Raw genomic sequence first — 24,874 nt, 5'->3', positions numbered from 1 at the left:
AGCCTCCATGGACGACCCCCTGTACCGGCCGCCCATCGTGCGGCAGGTCTCCGAACTCATCGGCGCCACCCCGCTGTTCGAGCTGTGCCGGACAGAGAGCGACGTCCGGCTGCTGCTGAAGCTGGAGCAGTTCAACCCGACCGGCACCGCCAAGATCCGGATGGCCCGGCAGATGGTCCTCGACGCCGAGGAACGTGGACTGCTGCGCCCGGGCGGCCGGATCGTCGAATCGACCTCCGGCAACACCGGGCTCGGGCTCGCCGTCGTGGCCGCCGAGCGCGGCTACACCTTCACCGCCGTCGTCGACCGTCACGCGGCCGTCGACAAGCTGCGCGCGATGAAGGCGCTCGGCGCGGAGCTGGTGTACGTGGCCGACGCCGGCGAGGGGGAACTGGCCACCGCCGCCCGCGAGGAGTTCGCGGAGAAACTGGCCGCCGAGTCCGACAACGCCTACTTCACCGAGCAGCACAACAACCCCGCGAACGGGGTGGGTTACCACGCGGTGGCCCGGGAGCTCGACGCTGCCCTGGAGAGTCGTATCGACATCCTCATCGGCGCGGTCGGCACCGGCGGCGGACTGTTCGGGACCGGGAGCGTGCTGCGCGAGACCGTGCCCGGGGTGCGGATCGTCGGCGTCGAGCCGAAGGGTTCGATCGCCTTCGGGCCGCCCGCGCACGACTACTACCAGTCCGGCACCGGCACTCCGGAGGGTGCGACGATCGGGGCCATGGTCGACTACGCGCTGCTGGACGAGGGGGCGAAGGTCGAGGACGTCGAGGCGTTCGCCACCGCCCGGGCCGTCGCCCGCCGCACCGGGCTGCTCCTCGGCGGCTCGGCGGGCGGGGTGGTGTACGAGGCCCTCACCCGGATGTCCGCCCTGCCGCCCGGCACTACGGTGGTCGCATTGATCAACGACGGCGGCGAGAAATACATGGACACCGTCTTCGACGACGACTGGATGGCCGACCGCGACCTCCTCTCGCCCCAAGTGGAGTGTGAGGTCGAGGAGTTGATGGCCAAGCTCCGCCGCACCGACTCCCCACGAACCTCGCAGGAAAAGAACTGATGCCCCCCGTCCTCGCCCGCTTCCTCACCGACGGCCGCGCCCTGGCCGCGCTCGCCGTCCCGCTGGCGCTCACCCAGCTCGCGCAGGTCGCGCTCACCACCACCGACACGGTCATGATGGGTCTCATCGGCACCGAGGCCCTCGCCGCCGGCGGTCTCGCCATGGTGATCTTCAATCAGCTGCGGACCATGGGCGTCGGCCTGGTCACGGCCGTCGGCAACCAGGTCGCCTCGGCCGACGCGCGCGCCGAGACCGAGGGCTCTGCGGCGGAGGCCGCTCACGAGGAGGTCCGGGACCTGGTCCGGGCGAGCCTGCTGCTGTCCACGCTCGCCGGTCTCGCGGGGGCGGTGCTGATGGTGCTGATCGGGCACGCCGTGGTGTTCCTCGGCCAGGACCCGGACGTCGTCGACACGGCGAAGCCCGTGCTGTACGCGATGGCGCCCGGACTGGTGCCCTGTCTGTGGTTCCAGGCGATCCGCCAGTTCACCGTCGGTATGCGCCGCCCACAGGCCCTGCTGCGCATCACGATCGCCTCGATCGCGGTCAACGCCGGACTCAACTGGGTCTTCATCCACGGCACTTGGGGCCTGCCCAAGCTCGGTCTGCCGGGCATCGGGCTCGCCACGACGTCGGTGTACACCCTGTCGTGCCTCGCCCTGTACGCCTCCGCCCGCCGCGACCCACGACTGGCCCCGCTGCTGTCGCTGAGCATCTGGAAGACCCGCCCGGCCACCCTGCGGCGGCTCGTCTCGCTCGGCACGCCGATCGCCGCGACCTACGGCTCCGAGGCGGGCTTCTTCTCGGTGGTCGCGCTGCTGGTGGGCAGCTTCGGCACAGCGGCGCTCGCCGCGCACACGGCCGTCAACCAGCTCGTGTACATCGTGTTCCAGACAGCGGTCGGGCTCTCCCATGCCGCGTCCCTCGGCGTCAGCCGTGAACTGGCCCTCGGCAACACGGCGGCGGCCCAGCGGCTGAAGTCGACGGCGCTGGCGTGCGCCGCCGCGGTGATGGCGGTCGTGGCGCTGGTGTACGTCACCGTGCCGGGGCTGGTGCTGGCGCCGTTCTTCGAGAGCGAGAACGCCTCCGCCACCGATCTGGCGACGCATCTGCTGCTGATCGCCGCGGTGTTGCAGTTCTTCGACTGCACCCAGAACATCGGCGTCGGCCTGCTGCGCGGCCTGGACGACACCAAGGGCGGCTTCCGGGTCACCCTGGTCGGCTACTGGCTCGTCGGCCTCCCGGCCGCCGCGCTCCTCGGCTTCGCCGCCGGCTGGGACACCGTGGGCATCTGGCTGGGCCTCCTCATCGGCCTCGGAACCACCGCGCTGCTCCTCCTGCGCCGCTTCAATCACGCCCTCACCCTCCACACCGCGCCCCCGGCGATCGCCACCCCCTGAGGGGTCCCGGTCACCCGGGGCTTGATCGGCCTCGCCGAGGAGGATCCTCCGCCCCCGGCTCCTGCGGCGTACGGGTCGTGAACCCGGGCAGGCGGCGGGCCGCCACCTGCGCGCACAGGCTCAGCCAGGCGGCGGCCAGCAGCCAGCCGCCGAGGACGTCGCTCGGCCAGTGCACACCGAGGTACACGCGGCTCAGGCCTACGGCGACGGCCCAGCAGGCGGCCACGGCGCATACCGTCCGGGCCCGGGCGGGCGCCGTCCGCCGCAGCACCGCCCAGGCCAGCAGACCGGCGGCCAGCGCCGAGGTCGTCGCATGGCCGGAGGGGAAGGCGTAGCCGGAGGCGGCCGCCACCCAGTCGGCGGGGGCCGGACGGGCGCGGGCGAGCAACTCCATCAGCCCGAAGCGGATGAACTGCCCGGCGAGCAGGACGCCCACGGCGACCGCCACGGACCACAGCCGCTCCCGAGGCGATCGTCCGGCGATCAACCCGGCCGCGACGGCGATCAGATACGGCCAGACGCCCCCGCCCGTCACGGTGACCCCGCGCGCCAGCGCCTCGGCCACCGGAGGCCGGTGCGCGAGCGACCAGGCGTGGACGGCGCGGTCGCCCGGCAGGGGTGCGCCCTCGCGCACGGCCACGGCCGTGGCGAGGGCGGCGAACAGCGCGAGGCAGACGCAGGCGAGCAGGAGGGCCATGGCCGCGACCTCTTTCCTGCCGGAACGAGCCCGGTTGACCACAGGTACGTAGACGGTCCAGCGCACTGTAGACGAAAGGGGGTCGAGGAGCGATCGCCCGAAGGGAGGACGGGTCAGACCCAGGCAGCCACCGGCACGAAGGAGCTGTCCTGCCGGAAGAGGTCCGTGCCGTCCGACTGCTCCACGCTGAGTTGGTAGTTGTAGTGGCGCAGGTAGTAGCCGGGGTAGTTGTACGACTCGAAACGGATCGCACCGCTCGTCGAGCCCGTCCGGGCGATGAACGTGGCGTCCCTGGCGAAGGTCGATGTGCCGTCGTTGGCGTCGAAGCGGCCCCGGAAGGAGTAGTGGCGCAGATAGTTGCCGGAGGTGTCGCGGAAGGAGTAGGCGTTCGCGTCCGCGAGACCCGCCACGACGGTGAAGGTGGACGCCTGCTTCTCTGCGGTGGTGCTGGAGCTGGTCACCACGGGCAGGTTGAGCAGCGCGGACTGCTCCTGCCAGTAGCGGGTGGTGTAGTTCGCGGAGCGCAGGGAGCGCGTGGCGTTCTTCGTGATGGCCAGGCCGCCGGTCACCGTCTCCTTGATCACCGTGAAGTGGCGTGCCGTGCCCGAGATGCCGGGCAGGGCCTTCGGCGCGGTCCAGGTGGCGAAGGTGTCGTAGCTGTCGCTGTAGTAGTAGTTGCCGTCGCCGTAGCCGTCGAAGAAGATCCGCCAGCCGCCGTTGTCGAGCTGGATGACGGACGGGCCCTCGCGGTAGCTGCCCCAGCCCGCCCAGTCGCCGGTCCTGGTGATCGTGTACGGGCCGGCGAGGCTGGACGCGGTGCCGTACTCGATGTACTTCGCCGTCTCGTTCTTGGTGAACGCGTGGTACGTCGAGCCGATCTTCACGATGTACGTGTCGATGTGGTTCGACCCGATGCCGGACAGGGCGACCGGTGAACTCCAGGCGGTGAGCGCTGAGTTGGTGGCCTTCAGCAGATACGGGGTGAAGATCCACTCGTCGCTGGTCACCGAGCAGGACACGATGACGTTGACGCTGCCGTCGCTGTCGACGAACCACTCCGGCGCCCAGGCGCGGGAGAGGTTCGCGATCGGGACCGTGTAGTCGTACAGGAACGTCCAGTTGACCCGGTCGGAGCTGCGGGCGAAGCCGATGGTGGTGCTGGCGTCCTGCCAGGTGTGGGTGGTGTAGGTGATGTAGTAGTAGCCGTTGGTGTGCTTGAAGACGCTCGCGTCGCGGATGCGGTTGCTGGGCGGGGTGTACGCGGAGGACTGCACCAGTCGGAAGTCGGTGGCGTCGTCGGACTGGTAGACGTTCACCATGCCGTCGTTGCTGTTGAGGAACGGCACGATGGTGTAGCGGGTGGCCGATCCGGCGGCCGGCGCGGCGGCGAGGGCCGTGCCGAGCAGGCCGGGCGCCTCGCCCAGCACGAGTGCCGCGGCGGGCAGCGCGGCCATCGCACGCAGCAGGGCACGGCGGGACGGAGCGGGGGGACGTGTCGTCATGGTGCGGCTCTCCTACGGCTCAAGGTTCGAAATTCCGAACACAGTTCGGAACATCGATCGGAAGGTAGGGGTGAGGCAGGAACACGTCAATCCTTCGCGCAGTAACAGAAGATGCCTGTGGGACGGCTGTGGCACGCATCCTGGGCGCGGGAAAACGGTCGCGAACCGCCCGGCGGGCCGAGCGGGTTCCACCCGTACCCTGTGACCATGGACGATGCGTCGATGGTCGGGCTCATGGGGCGGGTCACCGGGGCGATCGGGCCGGGCCTCGTGGGCGAGGTGATCGTCCGGGTGCGCGGCGGGGCCGAGCACTTCCTCGCCTACCCGGCGGACGGCACGGGCTGCATCGAGTGCGGCACGGTGGTGATGGTGGTGGAGCACCTGCCGCCCAGAACGGTCTACGTCACCCCGGCCTACGACAGTTGAGCCTGCTCCGGCCCAGCTGAGAGCGGGTTGGTGCGCCTTCGGGAACGTAAGCGTCAAGATTGCAACAAGGATTCCCCGGCGTCTTCAACCTGGACTCGGGCAGGCGCACACTCCCTTCGTTCGGTGCCGACAGGGCACCATCCAAAGGGGGCGTATGCCGATGATTGTCGGCGTCGTTGCGGGGGCGGCGGCTCTCGCCGTTCTCGTTCTGCTCGGTCTGTTCAAGATGATGTGGCGGGTCGCGGAACCCAACGAGGCACTCGTCATCTCCGGCTCCAACCACCGCACCGAGGGCCTGGAAGCGGGGATGGGCTTTCGTATCGTCACCGGGCGCGGCACGCTGGTGATGCCCGGCGTGCAGGTGGTGCGCAAGCTGTCGCTGGATCTCAACGAGACCGAACTGCATGTGGACTGCGTGACGCACCAGGGCATACCGCTCAAGGTGCGGGGCGTGGTCATCTTCAAGGTGGGCGACGACTTCGTGTCGATCGCCAACGCGGCCCGGCGCTTCCTCGACCAGCAGAAGCTGATGTCGGAGCGGGTGCACAACGTCTTCGCCGGTCATCTGCGGTCCATCGTGGGCGGGTTGACGGTCGAGGACATGATTCGCGACCGGGAGAAGCTCACCGGGCAGACCCGCGCCGCCTGCGGCACGGAGATGGAGAAGCTGGGCCTGATCGTGGACTCCCTGCAGATCCACGAGATCGAGGACCCGACCGGCTACATCCGGAACCTGGCGATGCCGCACGCAGCGGCCGTGCAGCGGGACGCGCGCATCGCCCAGGCGGAGGCGAACCGTCTTGCCACGGAGGCGGAACAGGCCTCGTTCGCGCGGATGGCGGAGGCCACCCGGGACAGCGAGATCCTTCAGGCCGGCTACCAGGCCGAGCGGGACAAGGCGGGCGCCAAGGCCCGTCAGGCGGGGCCTCTCGCCGACGCGGCCGCCCGGCAGGAGGTCGTCGTCCAGGAGACCCGGGTCGCCGAACTCGAGGCGCACCGCAGGGAACAGCAGCTGCAGGCGGACGTCCGCAAGCCCGCGGACGCGAAGGCCTACGAGAAGCGCACGCTCGCCGAGGCCGAGCGCGACGCCCGGATCTCGGCGGCGCAGGCCAAGGCGAAGGAGACCGAGCTCGCGTCCGCCGCCGAGGCGAGCCGGGTCAAGCAGGCCGCCGGCGCCGAGGCCGAGGCGACCAAGTCCCGGGGTGAGGCCACCGCCGCCGCGACCCGGGCCACCGGTGAGGCCGAGGCGGCCGCCGCGCAGGCCAGGGGCCTGGCGGAGGCCGAGGCGACGAAGGCGCAGGGTCTTGCGGAGGCGGAGGCCATCAAGGCCCGGGCCGCCGCGCTGGCCGAGAACCAGGAGGCGGTCGTCGCCCAGCAACTCGCCGAGAACTGGCCGGAGATCGTGCGGGCCGGCGCGTCCGCGTTCGGCAACGTCGACAACATGGTGCTGCTCAACGGCGCGGACGGCATGGCGGACGTGTTCGCCAAGGCGCTCACCATGGGCGGGACGGGACTCGGTCTGGCCCGTCAGTTGCTTGCCTCGATGAACCAGAACGGGCAGGCCCCGCACGGGACTTCGCCCCTCAACGGGATCACGAGCCCGCCCTCGGGCCCGCCGTCGCAGCGGGTGCCGGTCGAGGAGAAGTGACCCGGCGGTGAAACGCGGTCACGGGGGCAGCCTCTAAGGTGCCCCCGTGACCGCGTTTACCGATGCAGATGCAGACGTCCCGGGCCGCTTCGGCCCCTCCGCCACGACCGAGGCCGACCCCCACGAGACCGGCCGGGTACGCACGGAGTACTCCCCCGCGCACGACGGCGACCCCGATCCCGGCGAGATCGTGTGGACCTGGGTGCCCTTCGAGGAGAACGACGGCCGGGGCAAGGACCGCCCGGTGCTCGTCGTCGCCCGGGAGGCGGGCGGCACCTTCCTCGCCGTGCAGCTGTCGAGCAAACGGCATGACGGCGACCGGGAGTGGGTGGCGATCGGGAGCGGGCCCTGGGACCGGACCGGACGGGACTCCTGGGTGGACGTCGACCGCATCCTGCGCCTCCACGAGGACGGCATGCGCCGCGAGGCCTGCGCGCTGGACCGGATGCGGTTCAACCTGGTCCGACAGCGGCTGCATGAGCGCTACGGCTGGACCTGAGGCTCTGTCAGACCCCGAAGAGGGCGAACGTCTTTTCGAAGGCGCCCCGCACCGCGCCGCCCGGCGTCCGGTCGAGCACTCCGAACACCACATGGTCGAACGTCTGCCCGAACCGCCCGTCGGGGGCGAGCAGGGCCCGGAACGCCCCCGCCACCTGCGTGGGATCGTTACGGAACACCCCGCAGCCCCACGCGCCCAGGACGAGCCGCTGATAGCCGTGCGCGGCGGCCGTCTCCAGGACGCGCTCGGCACGGACGGCCAGCGCGCGCGGCAGCTCGGACGTGCGCTCCGGCGCCGTCCGCGACACCACGCCCGCGTTGGGCGCGGCGGCCGTCAGAAAGCCGACGGGGTACGGCTCGTCCAGCAGTCGTCCCCGGTCGTCACGGAAGACGGGCACGACCGGTGAGTGGATGACGCGGTCCGTGTAGAACGGGTCGCGGTGGGCGCGGTGGTGGTCGTAGAACTCCCGGGCCGTGAGCAGGCAGGTGTACAGCGCGGAGGCCCGGCACAGGGCCTCCTCCTGCGCCTGGGCGCCGTTGAGATAGCCGCCGCCGGGGTTGCGGGCGGAGGCGAAGTTCAAGGCCGCGACCGGGCCGGTGTCGGCGAGCCGGCGGGCGGCCTCCAGGGTGCTCTCGCCCGTGACCTCGATCAGCGTGTCCGCGACCGGAGCCACCGGCTCGGGCACGGCGACCGGCTCCGGTCCCGCCGTCCGCGTTGCCGCCCGGGCCGCCTCGATCGCCGCCGCGAGGGGCACCTCGCGCCCGTCGGACGCGCGGTAGCCGCCCGCGGCGACGATCTCCTGTGTCTCGCGGGCGATACCGCGCAGTCGCGCGCTCATGGCGCCACCCCCGTGGACTCCATGGTCGCGCGCCGCGCGGTCACTCGCGCCCCGCCCGCCTCCCCCGCCGTGCTCATGCACGCATCGTGAGCGATCCTGGACACCTGGTGCAACAGGGTTTCCAGGGCCGGGTAACCCCGCGCCGACACGCCGAAAACACATAGGAAACAGCTCGAAATAGGCATGGAATAAGCAGGGAATCCAGCATTCCCGGTCCCAAAAGTGCCGTTGTGCACCCTTGTGCGATTCGTTTCGAGGGACTTGGGTGGGACGAGCTATGCCGGTCCGGCCGCACCGAGGCTGGACCGGTGGCATGGTGGAATCTCAGGAGGATCCCGACATGTCCGATTCGGTCAGCGACTGTACCGACAGCACCGAAGGTACCGAGCGCCGCACCGCCCTCACCGAAGCCGAGGTGGAGGCCCTGGTCAGGGGCATCTGCTTCAAGACCGGCCCGCCCCGCACCGTCGGGGTCGAGGTGGAATGGCTCGTCCACGAGCTGCGCTCGCCGCAGCTCCCCGTCACGACTGAACAACTCGAAACCGCTTACGCCGCACTGCGCACCGTGCCGCTGAGCTCGCCGCTCACCGTCGAACCAGGCGGTCAGCTGGAACTGAGCTCCCCGCCCGCCGCCTCCCTGATGGAGTGCGTGGGCACCGTCTCCGCCGACCTCGCCGCCGTCCGCGCGGCCCTGGCCGAGCACGGACTCGCCCTCTCCGGCAACGGCACGGACCCCTGGCACCCACCCCGCCGGTTCCTGCACGAGCCCCGCTACGACGCCATGGAGGCCTGCCTCGACCGCACGGGCCCGGCCGGCCGCGCCATGATGTGCACCTCGGCCTCCGTGCAGGTCTGCCTGGACGCCGGGTACGAGGAGCCCGGCCCGCTGGGGCACGGACGGCGCTGGTGGCTGTCGCACATGCTCGGCGCGGTCCTGGTGGCGGCCTTCGCCAACTCCCCGCTGCTCGACGGCAACCCCACCGGCTGGCGTTCCACCCGGCAGTTGCTGTGGATGGAGATCGGCGCCGGCCGGGCGGGCGGACCCGCCCTGGACGGCGATCCACGCGCCGCCTGGGCCCGGCATGTGCTGGACGCGCCGGTGATGTGCGTCCGGCGCGACAGCGGGCCGTGGGACGTGCCCGAGCGGCTCACGTTCCGGGAGTGGACCCGGGCGGGAGAGCCGACCCAGGAGGATCTCGACTACCACCTCACCACCCTGTTCCCGCCGGTCAGACCGCGCGGCCACCTGGAACTGCGCATGATCGACGCGCAGCCCGGCGATGACGGCTGGATCGTCCCGCTCGCCGTGACGGCGGCGCTGTTCGACGACCCGGAGGCGGCCGAGAACGCCTACCGCACCGTGAAGCCGCTGGCGGAGCGCGCCCAGCCGCTGCCGGCCCCGCACAATCCGCTGTGGATCGACGCGGCCCGCTACGGGCTGGCCGACCCCGAGCTGCACGAGGTCGCCGTCGCCTGCTTCACCACGGCGCTGCGGGCCCTGCCCCGCCTCGGCGCCGACGACGGCGTCATGGACGCGGTGACGGACTACTTCGACCGCTACGTCCTCAAGGGCCGCACCCCCGCCGACGACCAGCTCGACCGCCTGCGCGGCACGGACACCCGCGCGTACGGGAAGGACCTCCGCACATGACCGAGCCCGCACTGGACACCGAGGCCGCACTGGACACCGAGCCCGCGCCGGCCGTCGAGTCGGCCGGGGACGCTGCGGCCGCCCCGGACGCGGAGACCCTCCGCGCCCGCGTGCTCGCCTCGCTCACCACGGCCCGGGAGCGCACCACGCTGCTGACGAGCTGCGTGGAGGAGCCCGACCTCACCGCCCAGCACTCCCCGCTGATGTCCCCGCTGGTGTGGGACCTCGCGCACATCGGCAACCAGGAGGAGCTGTGGCTGCTGCGCGCGGTGGCCGGCCGTGAGGCGATGCGCCCCGAGATCGACGGCCTGTACGACGCCTTCGAGCACTCGCGCGCCGAACGGCCCTCGCTGCCGCTGCTGCCGCCCGCCGAGGCCCGCCAGTACGCGGCGGAGGTGCGCGGCCGGGTGATGGACGTGCTGGAGTCGGCCGACTTCCAGGGCACCCGGCTGACGGAGGCCGGCTTCGCCTTCGGGATGATCGCCCAGCACGAACAGCAGCACGACGAGACGATGCTGATCACCCATCAGCTCCGCACCGGCCCGCAGGCCCTGACCGCCCCCGACCCCGACCCGGTGCCGTTGTTCGCCGGCCCGTCCGAAGTCCTCGTCCCCGGCGGCCCGTTCACGATGGGCACGTCCGGCGAACCCTGGGCGCTGGACAACGAACGGCCCGCGCACCAGCGGGAGGTGGCGGCCTTCCACATCGACACCACCCCGGTGACGAACGCCGCGTACCAGGCGTTCATCGAGGACGGCGGCTACGACGAGGAGCGCTGGTGGACGAAGGAGGGCTGGGCGCACATCCGCGGGCACGGCATCCACACCCCGCTGTTCTGGCGGCGCGACGGCGGGCAGTGGCTGCGCCGCCGCTTCGGGGTCACCGAGGTGGTCCCGCCCGACGAGCCGGTGCTGCACGTGTGCTGGTACGAGGCCGACGCCTACGCCCGCTGGGCCGGACGCCGGCTGCCCACCGAGCCCGAGTGGGAGAAGGCGGCCCGCTTCGACCCGGTGACCGGCGGCTCGATGCGCTACCCGTGGGGCGACGCCGATCCCGGCCCCGAGCACGCCAACCTGGGCCAGCGCCATCTGCGCCCGGCTCCGGCCGGCAGCTACCCGGCCGGTGAATCCCCGCTCGGGGTACGGCAGTTGATCGGCGACGTATGGGAGTGGACGGCCGGCGACTTCCTCCCGTACCCCGGGTTCCGGATGTTCCCGTACAAGGAGTACTCGGAGGTGTTCTTCGGCCCCGAGTACAAGGTGCTGCGCGGCGGTTCGTTCGCGGTGGACCCGGTGGCCTGCCGGGGCACGTTCCGCAACTGGGACTACCCGATCAGGCGGCAGATCTTCTCCGGGTTCCGCACCGCCCGCTCGGCCGGGGCCGCCTGATGTGCCGTCATCTCGCCTATCTGGGCCACGAGGAGCCACTCGGCCGGCTCCTCGTGGAGCCCCCGCACGCCCTGTACCGCCAGTCGTGGGCACCACGCCGGCAGCGGTACGGCACGGTCAACGCCGACGGTTTCGGGGTGGGTTGGTACGCCGAGGGGGATCCGGTGCCGGCGCGTTACCGCCGGGCCGGGCCCATCTGGGCCGACCTGTCCTTCGCCGACCTCGCCCGGGTCGTGCGCAGCCGGGCACTGCTGGCCGCCGTCCGCGACGCGACGCTGGCCGGGGCCGACGCGGAGGCCGCGGCGGCTCCGTACGCGGCCGGGAGCTGGCTGTTCAGCCACAACGGAGCGGTGGCGGGCTGGCCGCGCTCGCTGGAACCGCTCACCGGCTCCCTGCCGGCCGCCGAGCTGCTGTCGATGGAGGCCCGCAACGACTCGGCGTTCGTGTGGGCGCTGGTCCTGGCCCGGCTGCGCGGCGGGGACACGGAGAGTCAGGCGCTGACGGACACGGTGGTCGAGGTCGCCGCGGCGGCCCCCGGCTCCCGGCTCAACCTGCTCCTCACCAACGGCGAGACCATCACGGCGACCGCCTGGGGCGACACCCTCTGGTATCTGGCGGAGCCCGGCCGGGGCACGGTCGTGGCCTCCGAACCCTACGACGACGATCCGCGCTGGCAGGAGGTCCCCGACCGCACCCTGCTCGCGGCGAGCCGCGCCGACGTCCTGCTCACCCCTCTCAAGGACCCGAGCCCGGACGTGGCATCCGCACCCCGCAAGGAGACCGGCACGTGAGCCCGTTCCACATCACCCGCACCCTCCCCGAGGACGCCACGGACGCCGCCCTGCGCGCCGACGTCCGGCGCGGCCTGACCGCCACCCCCAAGACGCTGCCGCCCAAGTGGTTCTACGACGCCCACGGCAGCGAGCTGTTCGAGCGGATCACCGAACTGCCCGAGTACTATCCGACCCGCGCCGAGCGCGAGATCCTCGTGGCCCGGGCCGGCGAGATCGCGGCGGCGGCCCGCGCCCGCACCCTCGTCGAGCTCGGCTCGGGCTCCTCGGAGAAGACCCGCTACCTGATCGACGCGCTGACGGAACTGGACACCTATGTGCCCGTCGACGTCAGCGAGAGCGCCCTCACCCAGGCCGGGCAGGCCCTGATCGCCGAGCGGCCGCGGCTGACCGTCCACGCCCTGATCGCCGACTTCACCGCGCGGTTGGCCCTGCCGGACACTCCGGGCCCGCGCCTGGTCGCCTTCCTCGGCGGCACGATCGGCAACCTGTTGCCGGCCGAGCGCGCGGTGTTCCTCGCCTCGGTGCGCGCGCTGCTCGCGCCGGGCGACGCGTTGCTGCTCGGCACGGACCTCGTCAAGGACGAGGGTGTGCTGGTGCGGGCGTACGACGACGCGGCCGGGGTGACGGCCCTGTTCGACAAGAACGTCCTGGCCGTCGTCAACCGTGAACTGGGCGCCGACTTCGACCCCGGCGCGTTCGACCACGTCGCGCTCTGGGACCCGGAGCACGAGTGGATAGAGATGCGACTGCGCTCCCGTACGGCGCAGACCGTGAAGGTGCCCGCGCTCGACCTCGCCGTCGACTTCGCGGCCGGCGAGGAACTGCGCACCGAGGTGTCGGCGAAGTTCCGGGAGGAGGGCGTACGCGCGGAACTGTCCGCCGCCGGACTGGAGCTGACCCACTGGTGGACCGACGCCCAGGGCCGCTTCGCCCTGTCGCTGAGCACGGTGCGGTGACGGACGGCTCGCGCTCCACGGCGGACTGAGGCACGGTGGAGTGACGCGTGACACAGCCGTCACGGCGGAGAGGAGCACCCGCATGTCGAACCACACCTACCGGGTCACGGAGATCGTCGGTACGTCGCCCGACAGCGTCGACCAGGCGGTCCGCAACGGGATCAGCCGTGCCTCGCAGACCCTGCGCAACCTGGACTGGTTCGAGGTGACCCAGGTGCGCGGCCAGATCGAGGACGGGCAGATCCAGCACTGGCAGGTGGGCCTGAAGGTCGGTTTCCGGCTGGAGGAGTCCGACTGACGGCTCTCAGGTCCGCCCCTCCCGCTCCTGCGCGGTCTCCAGCGCGGCGGAAGGGGCGGTCCAGCGCGCCCGTACGACGGTGAATCCCGCCCGTTCGGCGTCCGCGCAGACCAACTCGTCGTCGTCGACCAGCACCCGGATCTCCCGGGTGCCGGCGAGCCGCTTGAGGATCTCCAGCTTGGTGCGCCGGGCGGGCCTGCGGTCGTCGTTGCGTCGCATGTGGACGCGCCCCTCCGGCAGACCCTGCGCGGCGAGCCACTCCAGCGTGTCCCGGCGGCAGCGCTCGGGCCGGCCGGTGAGGTAGACGACCTCGCACTCCTCGGCGTGGGCCAGCGCCAGCGCGATGCCCTCCGGGATCGGCGGGTCCTGCGGCGCTGCCGCGAAGAACGCGGTCCAGTCGCGCGGTGCGCGCTCCAGGAACCGCTGGCGGTGGGCCGTGTCGGCGAGGGTGTTGTCCAGGTCGAACACGGCGAGGGGCCTCTTGCTGCTGTCGGTCACGAAGCTCACCCTAAACAGATCGCCGACCCCGGCAACCTTCCCGCCCCCGGCGCCCACTGCCCTGCGGCAGCAACGACGGCAAGCATGCACAGTGGACTGACGGAGGCGGGAGAGCCCATGCGCAACGCGTCGATCTGGACGGCAGCGGTGCTGAGTGCGGCACTGGCGACGGTGGCGGGCCCGGCGGGCGAGGCGTCCGCCGCGCCCAGGACCCTGGCTCCTGGGATCTGGGCGGCACGTGGGACGCGTCCTCGGTGCTGAGCACGGACGCCGGGCCGCTCACCGGCGCCCGCGGCCGACGGCACGCTGCCGTCCGCCCCGTCGTTCCTGGTCCCACGCAGCGGGGCGGCCGTCGGGGCACGATTCTGACCCGGCGCCGCCGCGCGCCCGGCCCAGCCCGCCCCGGCAGCCCGAGAGGGCCAATTGCTAATGGGATCCATTTTCATATAGCGTCCCTCGAAGCTCATCCCGAGCCGATCGAGGAGGTTCCCATGGCCGTCCCCAAACGGAAGATGTCCCGCAGCAACACCCGGCACCGCCGCGCCCAGTGGAAGGCGAGCACGCCGCGACTCGTACCGGTCACCGTCGACGGCGTCCGTCACCTCGTGCCCCAGCATCTGGTGAAGGCCTACGAGCGCGGACTGCTGCGCCCCGACGCCTGACCGCGCCGCCGTACCCGGTCGCGCTGCGCCCGCCGAGGAATCCTGCGGGCCGCCAGGCGTTGCACCCGGTATGAGTTCCGTGATCGCCTCGGCCCGCTTCTCCGTCCTCGACCGCTCCCGCATCCGCGAGGGGCACACCGCAGCCCAGGCGCTGCGGGACACCGTGGCGCTGGCGCAGGAGGCCGAGCGCCTCGGCTACCACCGGTTCTGGGTCTCCGAGCACCACGGCGTGCCCGGCGTGGCGGGTTCGGCGCCCACCGTGCTCGCGGCCGCCGTGGCCGGGGCGACACGCACGATCCGCGTGGGGACCGGAGGGGTGATGCTGCCCAACCACCGGCCGCTGGTCGTGGCCGAGCAGTTCGGCGTGCTGGAATCGCTCTTCCCCGGCCGGATCGACATGGGCCTGGGCCGCTCGGTGGGCTTCACCGACGGGGTGCGCCGGGCTCTCGGCCGGGACAAGGACGACGCCGACGACTTCGCGGCCCAGCTGGAGGAACTGCTCGGCTGGTTCCGGGGCGCCTCCCCGACCCGCGTGCACGCGTACCCGGCGCAGGGCCTGACCGTGCCGCCGTTCGTACTGGCGATGGGTGAGGGCGCGGAGATCGCCGCCCGCGCGGGGCTGCCGATGGTCATCGGCGACCTGCGCGACAGGGAGAAGATGCGGCGGGGCGTCGATCGCTACCGCACCCGTTTCCGGCCCTCCGCCTGGGCGGTGGAACCCTATGTCGTCATCTCCGGGACGATCGCCGTGGCGGCGACTCCCGAGGCGGCCCGGCGGCTGCTGATCCCGGAGGCCTGGTCGATGGCGCACTCGCGCACCCGGGGCACCTTCCCCCCGCTGCCGCCCGCGGAGGAGGCCGAGGCCCGCACGATGACCGCGAAGGAGCGCGGCTTCTACGAGTCCGGCCTGACCGGTCACCTCGCGGGCGCCGAGGAGCAGGTCGCCCACGAACTGGAGACGGTGCTGAAGGAGACGGGAGCGCAGGAGGTCCTGGTCACGACCAGCACGTACGACCGTGCGGCGCTCCTGGACTCCTACCGCCGGCTGGCCGGCATCGTGCACGGCGAGCGGAGCGGCGGCCGACCGCCGCTCTCCCCGGACAGGTCCTAGTTCCGCTGCTCCTGCCAGGAGCGGTAGTGGTCCAGCAGGGTTTCCTCGATCGGGCGGTAGGTGAGGCCCAGTTCCTCGGTGCTTCTGCGGTTGTCGACGCGGAAGCGGATGCCGAGGTGCGCCCGGATGTAGTCCTGGGAGAGGCCGAAGGCGGGGCCGAGGACACGGACCGGCCAGTGCGGGAGGGCGGTCCGGGGCAGCCGCCGGTTGCGCGGGTGGTGCTTGCGCAGGGCTCTCGCCATCTGGTGGAAGGAGGTCATCTCCTCGGCCGCGACGATGTACCGGCCGTGTGCTTCGGGGCGTTCCGCCGCCGCGATGTGGGCCGCCGCCACGTCCCGTACGTCGACGGTGGTGAAGCTGAAGTCGGGGGCGCCGTAGAAGAAGTAGCCCTTGAAGAGCTCGTCGAGGAGGAACAGGCTGCCCGAGTCCGAGGCGGGGGTGAGCGAGGGGCCCAGGATCAGGCCGGGGTTGACGGAGACCATGCGCCAGCGTTTCTGCGCCGCCTCGGCCTCCCAGGCCGCCTGCTCCGCCACGGTCTTGGCGTAGTGGTACGGGTTGTTCTCCACCGTGCTGGTGGTGTTGAAGTACTTCTCCGACAGCGTCTGGTCGTCCATCTGACGTACGTCGGCGTAGTCGCCGAAGATCGCGCCCACGGTGGAGGTGAAGACGAGGCGCTCGACGGTCTCCGTGCGCTCGATCGCCGCCACGACGTTGCGGGTGCCCAGCAGGGCCGGTTCCACCACGTCCCGCAGGCCGTCCTTGATCTTCTCCGGCATGAGGAACGGCGAGGCCACGTGGAAGACCACCGCGCAGCCCTTCGCCGCCTCGTCGAAGGAGCCCTCCGTCAGCAGGTCCGCCTCGAAGAGGTCGAGCCGGCCGGGATGGGCGTCCCGCAGGGCGTGCAGGGGACGGAGCTTGGCCGTGTTCGCCGTGCCGCGCACAGTGGTGTGGACGTGGTGGCCGCGTTCCAGGAGCTGTTGCACGAGATGGGCGGCCACGAAGCCGCTGCCTCCCGTCACGAGTACCGTCCGGCCGGCCGGGCTTCCGCTCACGCGCGCTCCCCTCAGAGGTCGGGTCGCGTCATGATCCCATCAAGGACGGCCATCTCCCCCTTGCTTACCGGGAATTCGCCGGACCGGCGTCCGCCGAGCGGGCCGTGCCGGTCGGCCGGTGCGAGGATCCGCCGCTCGTGCGTCCCGCCCTGCACCCGGGCCCCGGCGTCGGCCGCCAGCGACCTGCGGTCGGGGTGACCGCCCGGTGCGAGCGCCGGCAGTACCTCGACGTCCGCGACCAGACCCCGCGCCGACACCACCCGCCACAGCGAGGCGAGCAGCGGGTCGTCGCCGACGAACGCCGCCGCGGTGCTGGCCCCGCCCGCGCGGTCCAGGTAGCGGATGCGTACCGGCTGGACGGGCACGCGGGCGTCCAGCGCGGCCTGGAACACGGCCCGCCGGAAGTGTCCCTGGGCGCGGCCGCACCAGGTGCTGCCCTCCGGGAACACGGCGACCGCCCGCCCGGCCCGCAGCACGTCGGCGATCCGGGTGACCGTGGCGGGCAGGGCGCGCAGCCGGTCGCGGTCGATGAACAGGACGCCGCCGCGGGCGGCCAGCGCGCCCGCGACGGGCCACCGCCGGATCTCGGCCTTGGCCAGCATCCGGGCCGGGCGGACGGCGGCCAGCAACGGGATGTCCAGCCAGGAGATGTGGTTGGCGACCAGGAGCAGCCCGGTGGCGGTGGGCGCGGGCGAGCCGGTCACCCGGATCCGCACCCCCGCCGCCCGCACCACGGCCCGGCTCCACGACCGCACCACGCGATCCGGTATCCACCGTCCCACCGGTGACAGCACGACCCCGACCAGAACCAGCACGACCACCGACGTGAGCCGCAGCACGGCCCTCGGTACGGCCGTGAGGGAAGCCGTCGTCTCCACGCACGCCCGCGGGGTGCAGGGTGCGCTGGGCAGCCAGACGCTCATCAGGCCGGGACGAGGGAGAGGAAGTGCCGCAGATAGCGCTGGTTGACCCGGCGCATCGACAGCAGCACGTACAGGTCGGCGACGCCGAAGTCGGGGTCGTGGGCGGGCTCCCCGCACACCCAGGCGCCGAGGCGGAGATAGCCGCGCAGCAGCGCCGGGAGTTCGGTGCGGGAGACCGGGCCGGCGCCGTTCGGGGTCCAGGGCAGCAGCGGCCGTACCCGGAACTCCTCCGGCGCCAGGTGCTTCTCGCGCACCCGGTCCCAGGTCGCCGTCGCCAGGGCGCCGCCGTCGGCGAGCGGAACCGAGCAGCAGCCGGCCAGCCACTCGTGGCCGCGGTCCACCATGTAGCGGGCGATCCCGGCCCAGATGAGGCCGATGACGGCGCCGTCGCGGTGGGCGGGGTGCACGCACGAGCGGCCGACCTCGACCAGGCCGGGCCGGATCGCGTCGAGCCGGCTCAGGTCGAACTCGCCGTCGGAGTACAGCCGTCCGGCGACCGCGGCCCGCTCGGGCGGCAGCAGCCGGTAGGTGCCGACCACCTCGCCGGTGCCCTTGTCCCGGATGAGGAGGTGGTCGCAGTACGCGTCGAAGGCGTCGGTGTCCAGGCCCGGTTCCGGGCCGTCGAGCAGGGCGCCCAGCTCCCCGGCGAACACCTGGTGACGCAGCCGCTGCGCGGCCCGGACGTCGTCCAGGTCACGGGCGAGCGACACGAGGTAGCCGGAACCGCCGGGCGGGACGGCAAGGGCGGGGGGCGAGACGGGCATGGCGGTCATGGAGGTCTCCTGCGCCGAGCGGAAAAGCATGGGGACAGTGCATGGGGAATCTGCACCTGCTTTCTTCCGCGGTCGGCTGGCCTCGGCGTGTCCGGCGCGGGACCCGTGGATGTGCGAATGCTGAATGCCGGAAGTCGTTGCCCGCCGACCGGCCCCAAGCCGGTTACGGCCGCCCCGCCGGGTGCGTTCCGGCAGTGCCGGGGGTGCCTGGCGGGGCCGGGGATGAGCACCACTCCCGGCCCCGCCCGTCCGCACCTTGTCGGCGAACGTCCGGTGGTCCCGCCGTACCCGCTACGGCGCTACCGCTTGGCGACCTTCCTGGTGGCCCGCAGCCACTCCTTGTTCATGCTGGTGATGGAGACCAGCGGGATGCCCTTGGGGCAGGCGGTCGCGCACTCCCCGGCCAGCGTGCACCCGCCGAACCCCTCCTCGTCCATCTGCGCCACCATGTCCAGCACCCGCGTCTCCCGCTCGGGCGCCCCCTGGGGCAGGACGTTCAGATGGTTGACCTTGGCGGACGTGAACAGCATCGCCGCTCCGTTCGGGCAGGCGGCCACGCATGCCCCGCACCCGATGCACTCCGCGTGCTCGAAGGCGAAGTCGGCGTCCGGTTTCGGCACCGGCGTCGCATGGGCCTCCGGCGCGGCGCCGGTCGGGGCGGTGATGTACCCGCCGGCCTGGATGATCCGGTCGAACGCCGACCGGTCCACGACCAAGTCCTTGATCACCGGGAACGCGGACGCCCGCCACGGTTCGACGTCGATCGTGTCGCCGTCCTTGAAGGAGCGCATGTGCAGCTGACAGGTGGTGGTGCGCTCCGGGCCGTGCGCGTCGCCGTTGATGACGAGCGAGCACGCGCCGCAGATGCCCTCGCGGCAGTCGTGGTCGAAGGCGACCGGGTCGTCGCCGCGCAGGATGAGTTCCTCGTTGAGGGTGTCGAGCATCTCCAGGAAGGACATGTCGGGCGAGATGCCGTCCACCTCGTACGTGGACATGGTGCCGTCGGCGTCGGCGTCGCGCTGCCGCCAGACGCGCAGGGTGAGCTTCATGCGTAGCTCCGCTGGGTGGGGTGGACGTACTCGAAGACCAGGTCTTCCTTGTGCAGGACGGGGGCGGAGCCGGTGCTCGTGAACTCCCAGGCGGCCACGTACCCGAAGGCGTCGTCCCGGCGGGCCGCCTCGCCGTCGGGAGTCTGGGACTCCTCGCGGAAGTGGCCGCCGCAGGACTCGGCCCGGTGCAGCGCGTCGAGGCACATCAGCTCGGCGAGCTCCAGATAGTCGACGACCCGGTTGGCCTTCTCCAGGGACTGGTTGAACTCCTCGCCGGTTCCGGGCACCTTGATGCGGCGCCAGAACTCCTCGCGGATCTGCGGGATCCGCTCAAGTGCCTTGCGCAGTCCGGCGTCCGTGCGGGCCATGCCGCAGAACTCCCACATCAGTTCCCCGAGTTCACGGTGGAAGGAGTCGGGAGTGCGGTCCCCGTCGACCGACAGCAACAGATGCAGCCGGTCCTCGGTCTCCGCCAACACCTCCTGAACGGCGGGGTGCTCAACGGTCACCTCGTCCTGGCGGGGGTTCTTCGCGAGGTAGTCGTTGATGGTGGCCGGCAGCACGAAGTAGCCGTCCGCGAGGCCCTGCATCAGCGCGGACGCGCCGAGGCGGTTGGCACCGTGGTCGGAGAAGTTGGCCTCACCGATCGCGAACAGGCCCGGGACGGTCGTCTGCAGGTCGTAGTCGACCCACAGGCCGCCCATCGTGTAGTGCACGGCCGGGTAGATCCGCATCGGCACTTCGTACGGATCCTCGTCGGTGATCCGCTGGTACATGTCGAAGAGGTTGCCGTACTTCGCCTCAACCGCCTTGCGCCCCATGCGCTTTATGGCGTCGGCGAAGTCCAGGTAGACGCCCTGCCCACCGGGCCCGACACCCCGCCCCTCGTCGCAGACGTTCTTCGCGGCGCGGGAGGCGATGTCACGCGGGACCAGGTTGCCGAAGGAGGGGTAGATCCGCTCCAGGTAGTAGTCGCGCTCGTCCTCGGGGATCCGGTTCGGCGGACGGTCGTCGCCCTTGGCCTTCGGCACCCAGATCCGGCCGTCGTTGCGCAGCGACTCGCTCATCAACGTCAGCTTCGACTGGTGGTCGCCGGTGCGCGGGATGCAGGTGGGGTGGATCTGGGTGAAGCAGGGGTTGGCGAAGTACGCGCCACGCCGGTGCGCCCGCCAGATCGCGGTGGCGTTGGAGTTCATGGCGTTGGTCGACAGGTAGAAGACGTTTCCGTAGCCGCCGCTCGCCAGGACGACGGCGTCGGCGACGTATGTGTCGATCTTCCCGGTGATCAGGTTCCGCGCGACGATCCCGCGCGCCCGCCCGTCGATCACGATCAGGTCGAGCATCTCCGTGCGCGGGTGCATCTCGATGTTGCCCGCGGCGATCTGCCTGCTGAGGGCCTGGTAGGCGCCCAGCAGGAGCTGCTGCCCGGTCTGGCCGCGGGCGTAGAAGGTCCGCGACACCTGGACGCCGCCGAAGGAGCGCGTGTCGAGCAGCCCGCCGTACTCCCGGGCGAAGGGCACGCCCTGCGCCACGCACTGGTCGATGATCTCGACGGAGATCTGCGCCAGCCGGTGGACGTTGGACTCCCGCGCCCTGAAGTCGCCGCCCTTGACGGTGTCGTAGAACAGCCGGTGGATGGAGTCGCCGTCGTTGCGGTAGTTCTTGGCGGCGTTGATGCCGCCCTGCGCGGCGATGGAGTGGGCGCGGCGCGGGGAGTCCTGGTAGCAGAACTGGACCACGTGGTAGCCCTGTTCGGCGAGGGTGGCCCCGGCGGAACCGCCGGCGAGGCCGGTGCCGACGACGATCACGGTGTGCTTGCGCCGGTTCGCCGGATTGACCAGCCTGGCCTCGAAGCGGCGGGTGTCCCAGCGGTCGGCGACGGGGCCGGCGGGGGCTTTGGCGTCCGCGAGGGGCTCGCCGGTCTCGTAGTCCACGTAGTCGGTCATTCAGCTCACCACTTTGGTCATGACGCCCACGGGCACGGCGATGAAGCCGACCGTGAGCAGCAGCGCGAGGACGTCGGCGACGATCTTCAGGGCGCGGTCGCGGGTGCGGCTGCCGACGCCGAGCGTCTGGGCGGCGCTCCAGAAGCCGTGCCGGACGTGCAGCCCGAGGGCGAGCATCGCGACGATGTAGATGACATTGCCGTACCAGGTGGAGAAGGTGTCCACGACGTTCTGGTACGGGTGGCCCTCCTGGAAACCGCCGCTGTGCACGGTGCCGGTGGTCAGGTCCAGGATGTGCCAGACGATGAACAGGCCGAGGATGATCCCGCCCCAGCGCATGGTGCGGGTGGCGTAGCTCGCCCGGGGCTTGCGGTGCACGTACTTGCTGGGCCGCGCCCTGATGTCGCGGCGGCTGAGCTGGTACGCGGAGACGGCGTGGGCGACGACCGCGAGAACCAGCACCACGCGGATCAGCCAGAGCGTCCACTCGTAGTGCATGAAGGGCTCGCCGACCGTGCGCAGCCAGTGCGCGTAGTGGTTGAACTCCCCCGCCCCGAAGAAGATCTTCAGGTTGCCGATCATGTGGGCGACCAGATACAGCAGCATGATCACGCCGCTGACGGCCATCACGGTCTTCTTGCCGACGGAGGAGTCCCACACGGTGCGTGCCATGGACGGCCGTCGGTCCGTCCGCGTTGCCAGAGCCATGGGTCAAGACGCTAGGGCCGGGCCACCCCATCGGTCCAAGACATGGTCCGCCTCGATTCCATAGGCTGTGGCTATCGAGGCGTAGGGTTGCGGCATGCAGTTCCAGCAGCTCCAGTACTTCGTGGCGGTCGCCGAGACCCGGCACTTCACCCGGGCCGCCGACCTCGTGCACGTGGCGCAGCCCTCGCTGTCGCAGCAGATCAAGGCGCTGGAGCGGGAGTTGGGGGCCGATCTGTTCCTGCGGGCACGCGGCAACATCACGCTCACCGACGCGGGCGAGGCGCTGCTGCCGCTGGCCCGGCGGATCCTGGCGGACACCGAGACCGCGCGGTACGAGGTGCAGGAGCTGGTGCAGCTGCGCAGCGGCCGGGTGCGGCTCGGGGCGACGCCGAGCCTGTGCACGGGTCTGCTGCCGGATGTGCTGCGCGCCTTCCACGACCGCTATCCGGGCATCCGGCTGCTGATCGAGGAGGGCGGCTCGCACGACCTGGTCCGGGAACTGGCCCGCGGCGCCCTGGACCTCGCCCTGGTCGTCCTGCCGCTGCCGACGCCGTCCCCGGCGCTGACGACGGTGGAGCTGCTGCGGGAGGACCTGGTCGTGGTGTCCTCCCCCGAGGCGTCGAAGCCGGGCGCCGGGCGGCGCACGGTCCGGATCGCCGATCTGGAGCGCGAACGCCTGGTGATGTTCCGGCACGGCTACGACCTGCGGGAACTGACCGTGGCCGCGTGCCGGGCGGAGGGCTTCGAGCCGGACTTCGCGGTGGAGGGCGGCGAGATGGACGCGGTGCTCGGGTTCGTGCGGGCGGGGCTCGGGGTGGCCGTCGTCCCCCGGATGGTGGCCGCCCGCTCGGGCCGGGGGCTACGGGTCACCCCGCTCGCCCGGCCCGGCCTGCACCGTACGATCGCCCTCGCGCACCGCAGCGACGTGGCTCCGCCGCGGGCCGCGCGGGAGTTGCAGCGGATGCTGCTGGAGAGATGACCGGAGCGGTGACCCGAGCGATGTCGGGAGCGATGACCGGAGCGATGTCCGGAGCGCTGGGCTGTCAGCCTTCAGCTGTCAGCCCTCGGCTGCCGGCCTGAGCACCTCCTCGCACCACTGACGGAAGGTGGTGGGCGCGAGATCGGGCGTCGGGCGCTGGGAGGCGCCGTAGAAACCCTGCTCGTTCTGGGCCGTCACCATGTCGGTGTAGGAACGGACCCAGCCCTCCGTCGCCCCGGCCCGCAGCAGCCCCGCCCGCTGCTCGGCGACCGGAAGGAACTGAGCGCGCACAGGCCTGCCGAGCACCTCGGCGAGGATGTCGGCCATGCCCTCGGGGGTCAGCTCGTCCGGGCTGACCAGGGGGACGTCCGCCCGCCCGGACCAGGAGTCGTCGAGCAGCAGCCGGGCGGCCGCGGCGCCGACGTCGCGCGTGGCACACAGCCGCAGCACACGGTCGGTCACATGCCCGGTGGCGAACACTCCGGTGTCACGGATCGAGGCCAGTTGACGGAGTGTGTTCTCCATCAGGGCGGGCGGGCACAGCGCCCGGTAGGGGACGCCCGTGGCGGCGATCCGCTCGTCCATGGCGAGGCCGGCGGAGATCAGCCCGGCGCCCCGCGCGATGCCACGGCCGAGGGTGGAGACGGCCACCACTCGCTCCAGGCCCTGCGCTTCGATCACCTCGCACAGCCGGTCGGTGAACTCACCGTAGTGCGCCTCGGCGTCGGGCGCGGTGGGGGTCGGCGGGACCAGCCAGAACACCTGGTCGGCACCCTGACAGGCTTCCTTCAGCACGGCCGGGTCGGCGTGCGACCCCTGGACGACGTCGACGCGCTCGCGCACCTGCGGGGCGAGCGAACCGGGGTCGCGGACGATCACCCGGACCGGTGCGGAGCCCTCGCCGGCGTCGAGGAGGCGGGCGACGACCTCACGGCCGATCTGCCCGGTGGGCGTAGTGACGACAATCATGAACTGCTCCTGAAACAAAGGCGGTTGGGAGGTCCCTCGGTCGGGATGTCCCTCGGTGGGGACGTCGTCGAGCCTGCCGCCCGGCGGCGTTGAACTGAAGGACCCGTTCGGTCGCGGTTGTTACCCTCAGAGCAATACCGAGCCGAGGGAGCCGCCCATGGAGTCCCGTCCGCTGCGCTATTTCGTCGCCGTCGCCGAGGAGCTCAACTTCACCCGCGCCGCGGAGCGGCTGGGCATCTCCGCGCCACCGCTGTCCCGGGCGATCCGCGGGCTGGAGACGGAGCTGGGGGCCGCCCTCTTCGAGCGGACCACCCACAGCGTGGCGCTCACCCCGGCGGGAGAGGTCCTCCTGGCGGAGGCCCGGTTCGCGCTGGAGGCGTTGGAGGCCGCGGGGCGGCGCGCACGGCGGGCCGCCGACGGAGGCCCGAAGCTGGTACTGGCCGTGAAGGCCGACGGCGACGCGGGACTGCTGGAGGCGCTGTGCGCGCGCTACGCGCAGGAGCCGTCCGCGCTGCCGGTCACCGTCCGCCTGAGCGGATGGCAGGAGCAGCCCCGGCTGCTGCGGCTCGGCGAGGCCGACGCCGCGCTGATCTACGAGCCGTTCGACCGCACCGGTCTCGACTCCGAGAGGCTCACCACCGAGCCGTACGTCGCCGCCCTCGCGACGGACCACCCGCTCGCCGCCCGTGACCGGGTGACCCTCGCCGACCTGGGCCTGCGCCCCGGCGAGCTGCACCGCTACCTGGACGAGATCCGCAGCCAGGGCCACGACCTCGCCCAACTCATCACCCTGGTCGGCCTCGGCCGCGTCATACCCGTGCTGCCCGCCTCCGTCGTCGTCCGCTACCCCCGCCCGAACGTCGTCTACCGCCCGGTGTCGGACGCCCCGCCCGCGGCGTTGGCCATCGTCTGGCCGCAGCAGTCCCGCTCGACGGCCACGGCCGCCCTCGTCCGCGCCGCCGTGTCGGTGGCGGAAGCGGCCGGGGAGAACGCCACCGTGACGCCCTTGCGGGAACGGGAACGGGAACGGGAAGCGGGCTGACG

At 71.9% G+C, this 24,874-nt stretch carries 25 protein-coding genes; 14 read left to right on the top strand and 11 right to left on the bottom strand.

Translation table 11 applies throughout. The annotated features are described in order from the left end of the window. Positions 1-7: 7 nt before the first annotated feature. Positions 8-1,066 carry a cysteine synthase family protein gene (locus B5557_RS39210; protein ID WP_107472681.1) on the top strand — a complete coding sequence of 353 codons (1,059 nt, stop codon included), beginning with the start codon at positions 8-10 and terminating at the stop codon, positions 1,064-1,066. Further along, positions 1,066-2,463 (top strand): MATE family efflux transporter, encoded by a 1,398-nt coding sequence (locus tag B5557_RS39205; protein ID WP_079663949.1) that lies wholly within the window; start codon positions 1,066-1,068, stop codon positions 2,461-2,463. Before B5557_RS39210 ends, B5557_RS39205 begins: the two co-directional genes overlap by 1 nt. Before the next feature lie 10 nt (positions 2,464-2,473). On the opposite strand, the gene B5557_RS39200 is transcribed toward B5557_RS39205, so the two are convergent. Together B5557_RS39200 and B5557_RS39195 are read right to left on the bottom strand one after the other, a co-directional pair. Then, complete coding sequence (locus B5557_RS39200) at positions 2,474-3,160, bottom strand: phosphatase PAP2 family protein (protein WP_079663948.1); 687 nt, start codon at positions 3,158-3,160, stop codon at positions 2,474-2,476. 113 nt (positions 3,161-3,273) lie between these two features. Next, a complete protein-coding gene (locus B5557_RS39195) occupies positions 3,274-4,662 on the bottom strand; it encodes a glycoside hydrolase family 43 protein (RefSeq protein WP_079663947.1) in 1,389 nt (462 codons plus the stop codon). Between the two features lie 207 nt (positions 4,663-4,869). Between B5557_RS39195 and B5557_RS39190 the strand changes: the two genes are divergently transcribed. From B5557_RS39190 to B5557_RS39180, 3 genes are all read left to right on the top strand, one after another. Beyond that, positions 4,870-5,088, top strand: coding sequence for a hypothetical protein (locus tag B5557_RS39190; protein WP_173877785.1), 219 nt, complete (start codon positions 4,870-4,872; stop codon positions 5,086-5,088). A 154-nt stretch (positions 5,089-5,242) separates the two neighbouring features. Further along, the gene (locus B5557_RS39185; protein WP_079663945.1) at positions 5,243-6,736 is read left to right on the top strand and encodes a flotillin family protein; all 1,494 of its coding nucleotides are present in this window, start codon (positions 5,243-5,245) and stop codon (positions 6,734-6,736) included. Between the two features lie 46 nt (positions 6,737-6,782). Further along, on the top strand, positions 6,783-7,235 hold the full coding sequence (locus B5557_RS39180) for a type II toxin-antitoxin system PemK/MazF family toxin (RefSeq protein WP_079663944.1): 453 nt from the start codon (positions 6,783-6,785) through the stop codon (positions 7,233-7,235). Between the two features lie 7 nt (positions 7,236-7,242). Here the strand turns inward: B5557_RS39180 and B5557_RS39175 are convergent, their stop codons facing one another. Continuing rightward, positions 7,243-8,073, bottom strand: coding sequence for a TIGR02452 family protein (locus B5557_RS39175; protein WP_079663943.1), 831 nt, complete (start codon positions 8,071-8,073; stop codon positions 7,243-7,245). Positions 8,074-8,413: 340 nt separating this feature from the next. Here B5557_RS39175 and egtA point away from each other — a divergent pair, with 340 nt between their 5' ends. The 5 genes from egtA (at position 8,414) to B5557_RS39150 (ending at position 13,160) form a co-directional block, all read left to right on the top strand. Next, positions 8,414-9,724, top strand: coding sequence for an ergothioneine biosynthesis glutamate--cysteine ligase EgtA (gene egtA / locus B5557_RS39170; RefSeq protein ID WP_079663942.1), 1,311 nt, complete (start codon positions 8,414-8,416; stop codon positions 9,722-9,724). Then, positions 9,721-11,112 (top strand): ergothioneine biosynthesis protein EgtB, encoded by a 1,392-nt coding sequence (egtB, locus tag B5557_RS39165; RefSeq protein ID WP_079663941.1) that lies wholly within the window; start codon positions 9,721-9,723, stop codon positions 11,110-11,112. The genes egtA and egtB overlap by 4 nt, the downstream gene beginning before the upstream one ends. Beyond that, a complete protein-coding gene (egtC, locus tag B5557_RS39160; protein ID WP_079663940.1) occupies positions 11,112-11,903 on the top strand; it encodes an ergothioneine biosynthesis protein EgtC in 792 nt (263 codons plus the stop codon). The genes egtB and egtC overlap by 1 nt, the downstream gene beginning before the upstream one ends. Then, complete coding sequence (gene egtD / locus B5557_RS39155) at positions 11,900-12,862, top strand: L-histidine N(alpha)-methyltransferase (RefSeq protein WP_079663939.1); 963 nt, start codon at positions 11,900-11,902, stop codon at positions 12,860-12,862. The genes egtC and egtD overlap by 4 nt, the downstream gene beginning before the upstream one ends. Positions 12,863-12,944: 82 nt before the next feature. Then, the gene (locus B5557_RS39150) at positions 12,945-13,160 is read left to right on the top strand and encodes a dodecin (protein ID WP_079663938.1); all 216 of its coding nucleotides are present in this window, start codon (positions 12,945-12,947) and stop codon (positions 13,158-13,160) included. Positions 13,161-13,166: 6 nt separating this feature from the next. Here B5557_RS39150 and B5557_RS39145 read toward each other — a convergent pair whose 3' ends face one another. Next, on the bottom strand, positions 13,167-13,658 hold the full coding sequence (locus B5557_RS39145) for a phosphatase domain-containing protein (protein ID WP_079665235.1): 492 nt from the start codon (positions 13,656-13,658) through the stop codon (positions 13,167-13,169). A 491-nt stretch (positions 13,659-14,149) separates the two neighbouring features. On the opposite strand from B5557_RS39145, the gene rpmF reads away from it, so the two are divergent. Further along, entirely contained in the window at positions 14,150-14,320 is a 171-nt protein-coding gene (gene rpmF / locus B5557_RS39140; RefSeq protein ID WP_079663937.1) for a 50S ribosomal protein L32, read from the top strand. A gap of 70 nt (positions 14,321-14,390) precedes the next feature. After that, positions 14,391-15,431 carry an LLM class flavin-dependent oxidoreductase gene (locus B5557_RS39135; RefSeq protein WP_079663936.1) on the top strand — a complete coding sequence of 347 codons (1,041 nt, stop codon included), beginning with the start codon at positions 14,391-14,393 and terminating at the stop codon, positions 15,429-15,431. Here B5557_RS39135 and B5557_RS39130 read toward each other — a convergent pair. The 6 genes from B5557_RS39130 to B5557_RS39105 all read right to left on the bottom strand — a co-directional run bounded on the left by B5557_RS39130 (position 15,428) and on the right by B5557_RS39105 (position 21,846). Next, a complete protein-coding gene (locus B5557_RS39130) occupies positions 15,428-16,483 on the bottom strand; it encodes an NAD-dependent epimerase/dehydratase family protein (RefSeq protein WP_079663935.1) in 1,056 nt (351 codons plus the stop codon). The genes B5557_RS39135 and B5557_RS39130 overlap by 4 nt on opposite strands. A gap of 11 nt (positions 16,484-16,494) precedes the next feature. Then, positions 16,495-17,406 carry a lysophospholipid acyltransferase family protein gene (locus B5557_RS39125; protein WP_079663934.1) on the bottom strand — a complete coding sequence of 304 codons (912 nt, stop codon included), beginning with the start codon at positions 17,404-17,406 and terminating at the stop codon, positions 16,495-16,497. Beyond that, a complete protein-coding gene (locus B5557_RS39120; RefSeq protein ID WP_099938284.1) occupies positions 17,406-18,170 on the bottom strand; it encodes a GNAT family N-acetyltransferase in 765 nt (254 codons plus the stop codon). Before B5557_RS39120 ends, B5557_RS39125 begins: the two co-directional genes overlap by 1 nt. 308 nt (positions 18,171-18,478) lie before the next feature. Next, entirely contained in the window at positions 18,479-19,228 is a 750-nt protein-coding gene (locus B5557_RS39115) for a succinate dehydrogenase/fumarate reductase iron-sulfur subunit (protein ID WP_079663933.1), read from the bottom strand. Beyond that, positions 19,225-21,174: a fumarate reductase/succinate dehydrogenase flavoprotein subunit gene (locus B5557_RS39110; RefSeq protein ID WP_079663932.1), complete on the bottom strand. Its 1,950-nt coding sequence runs from the start codon at positions 21,172-21,174 to the stop codon at positions 19,225-19,227. Before B5557_RS39110 ends, B5557_RS39115 begins: the two co-directional genes overlap by 4 nt. Continuing rightward, entirely contained in the window at positions 21,175-21,846 is a 672-nt protein-coding gene (locus tag B5557_RS39105) for a succinate dehydrogenase (RefSeq protein ID WP_079663931.1), read from the bottom strand. 130 nt (positions 21,847-21,976) lie between these two features. Between B5557_RS39105 and B5557_RS39100 the strand changes: the two genes are divergently transcribed. Continuing rightward, entirely contained in the window at positions 21,977-22,861 is an 885-nt protein-coding gene (locus B5557_RS39100) for a LysR family transcriptional regulator (RefSeq protein WP_079663930.1), read from the top strand. 78 nt (positions 22,862-22,939) lie between these two features. Here the strand turns inward: B5557_RS39100 and B5557_RS39095 are convergent, their stop codons facing one another. Then, the gene (locus B5557_RS39095) at positions 22,940-23,830 is read right to left on the bottom strand and encodes an NAD(P)H-binding protein (RefSeq protein WP_079663929.1); all 891 of its coding nucleotides are present in this window, start codon (positions 23,828-23,830) and stop codon (positions 22,940-22,942) included. A 157-nt stretch (positions 23,831-23,987) separates the two neighbouring features. Between B5557_RS39095 and B5557_RS39090 the strand changes: the two genes are divergently transcribed. Further along, complete coding sequence (locus B5557_RS39090; RefSeq protein WP_079663928.1) at positions 23,988-24,872, top strand: LysR family transcriptional regulator; 885 nt, start codon at positions 23,988-23,990, stop codon at positions 24,870-24,872. Positions 24,873-24,874: the final 2 nt, after the last annotated feature.

This window comes from Streptomyces sp. 3214.6 (assembly GCF_900129855.1).
GTDB lineage: Bacteria > Actinomycetota > Actinomycetes > Streptomycetales > Streptomycetaceae > Streptomyces > Streptomyces soliscabiei.
The sequence above is the reverse complement of the archived record's forward strand: the minus strand, read 5'-3'. Positions and strand labels throughout refer to the sequence as shown.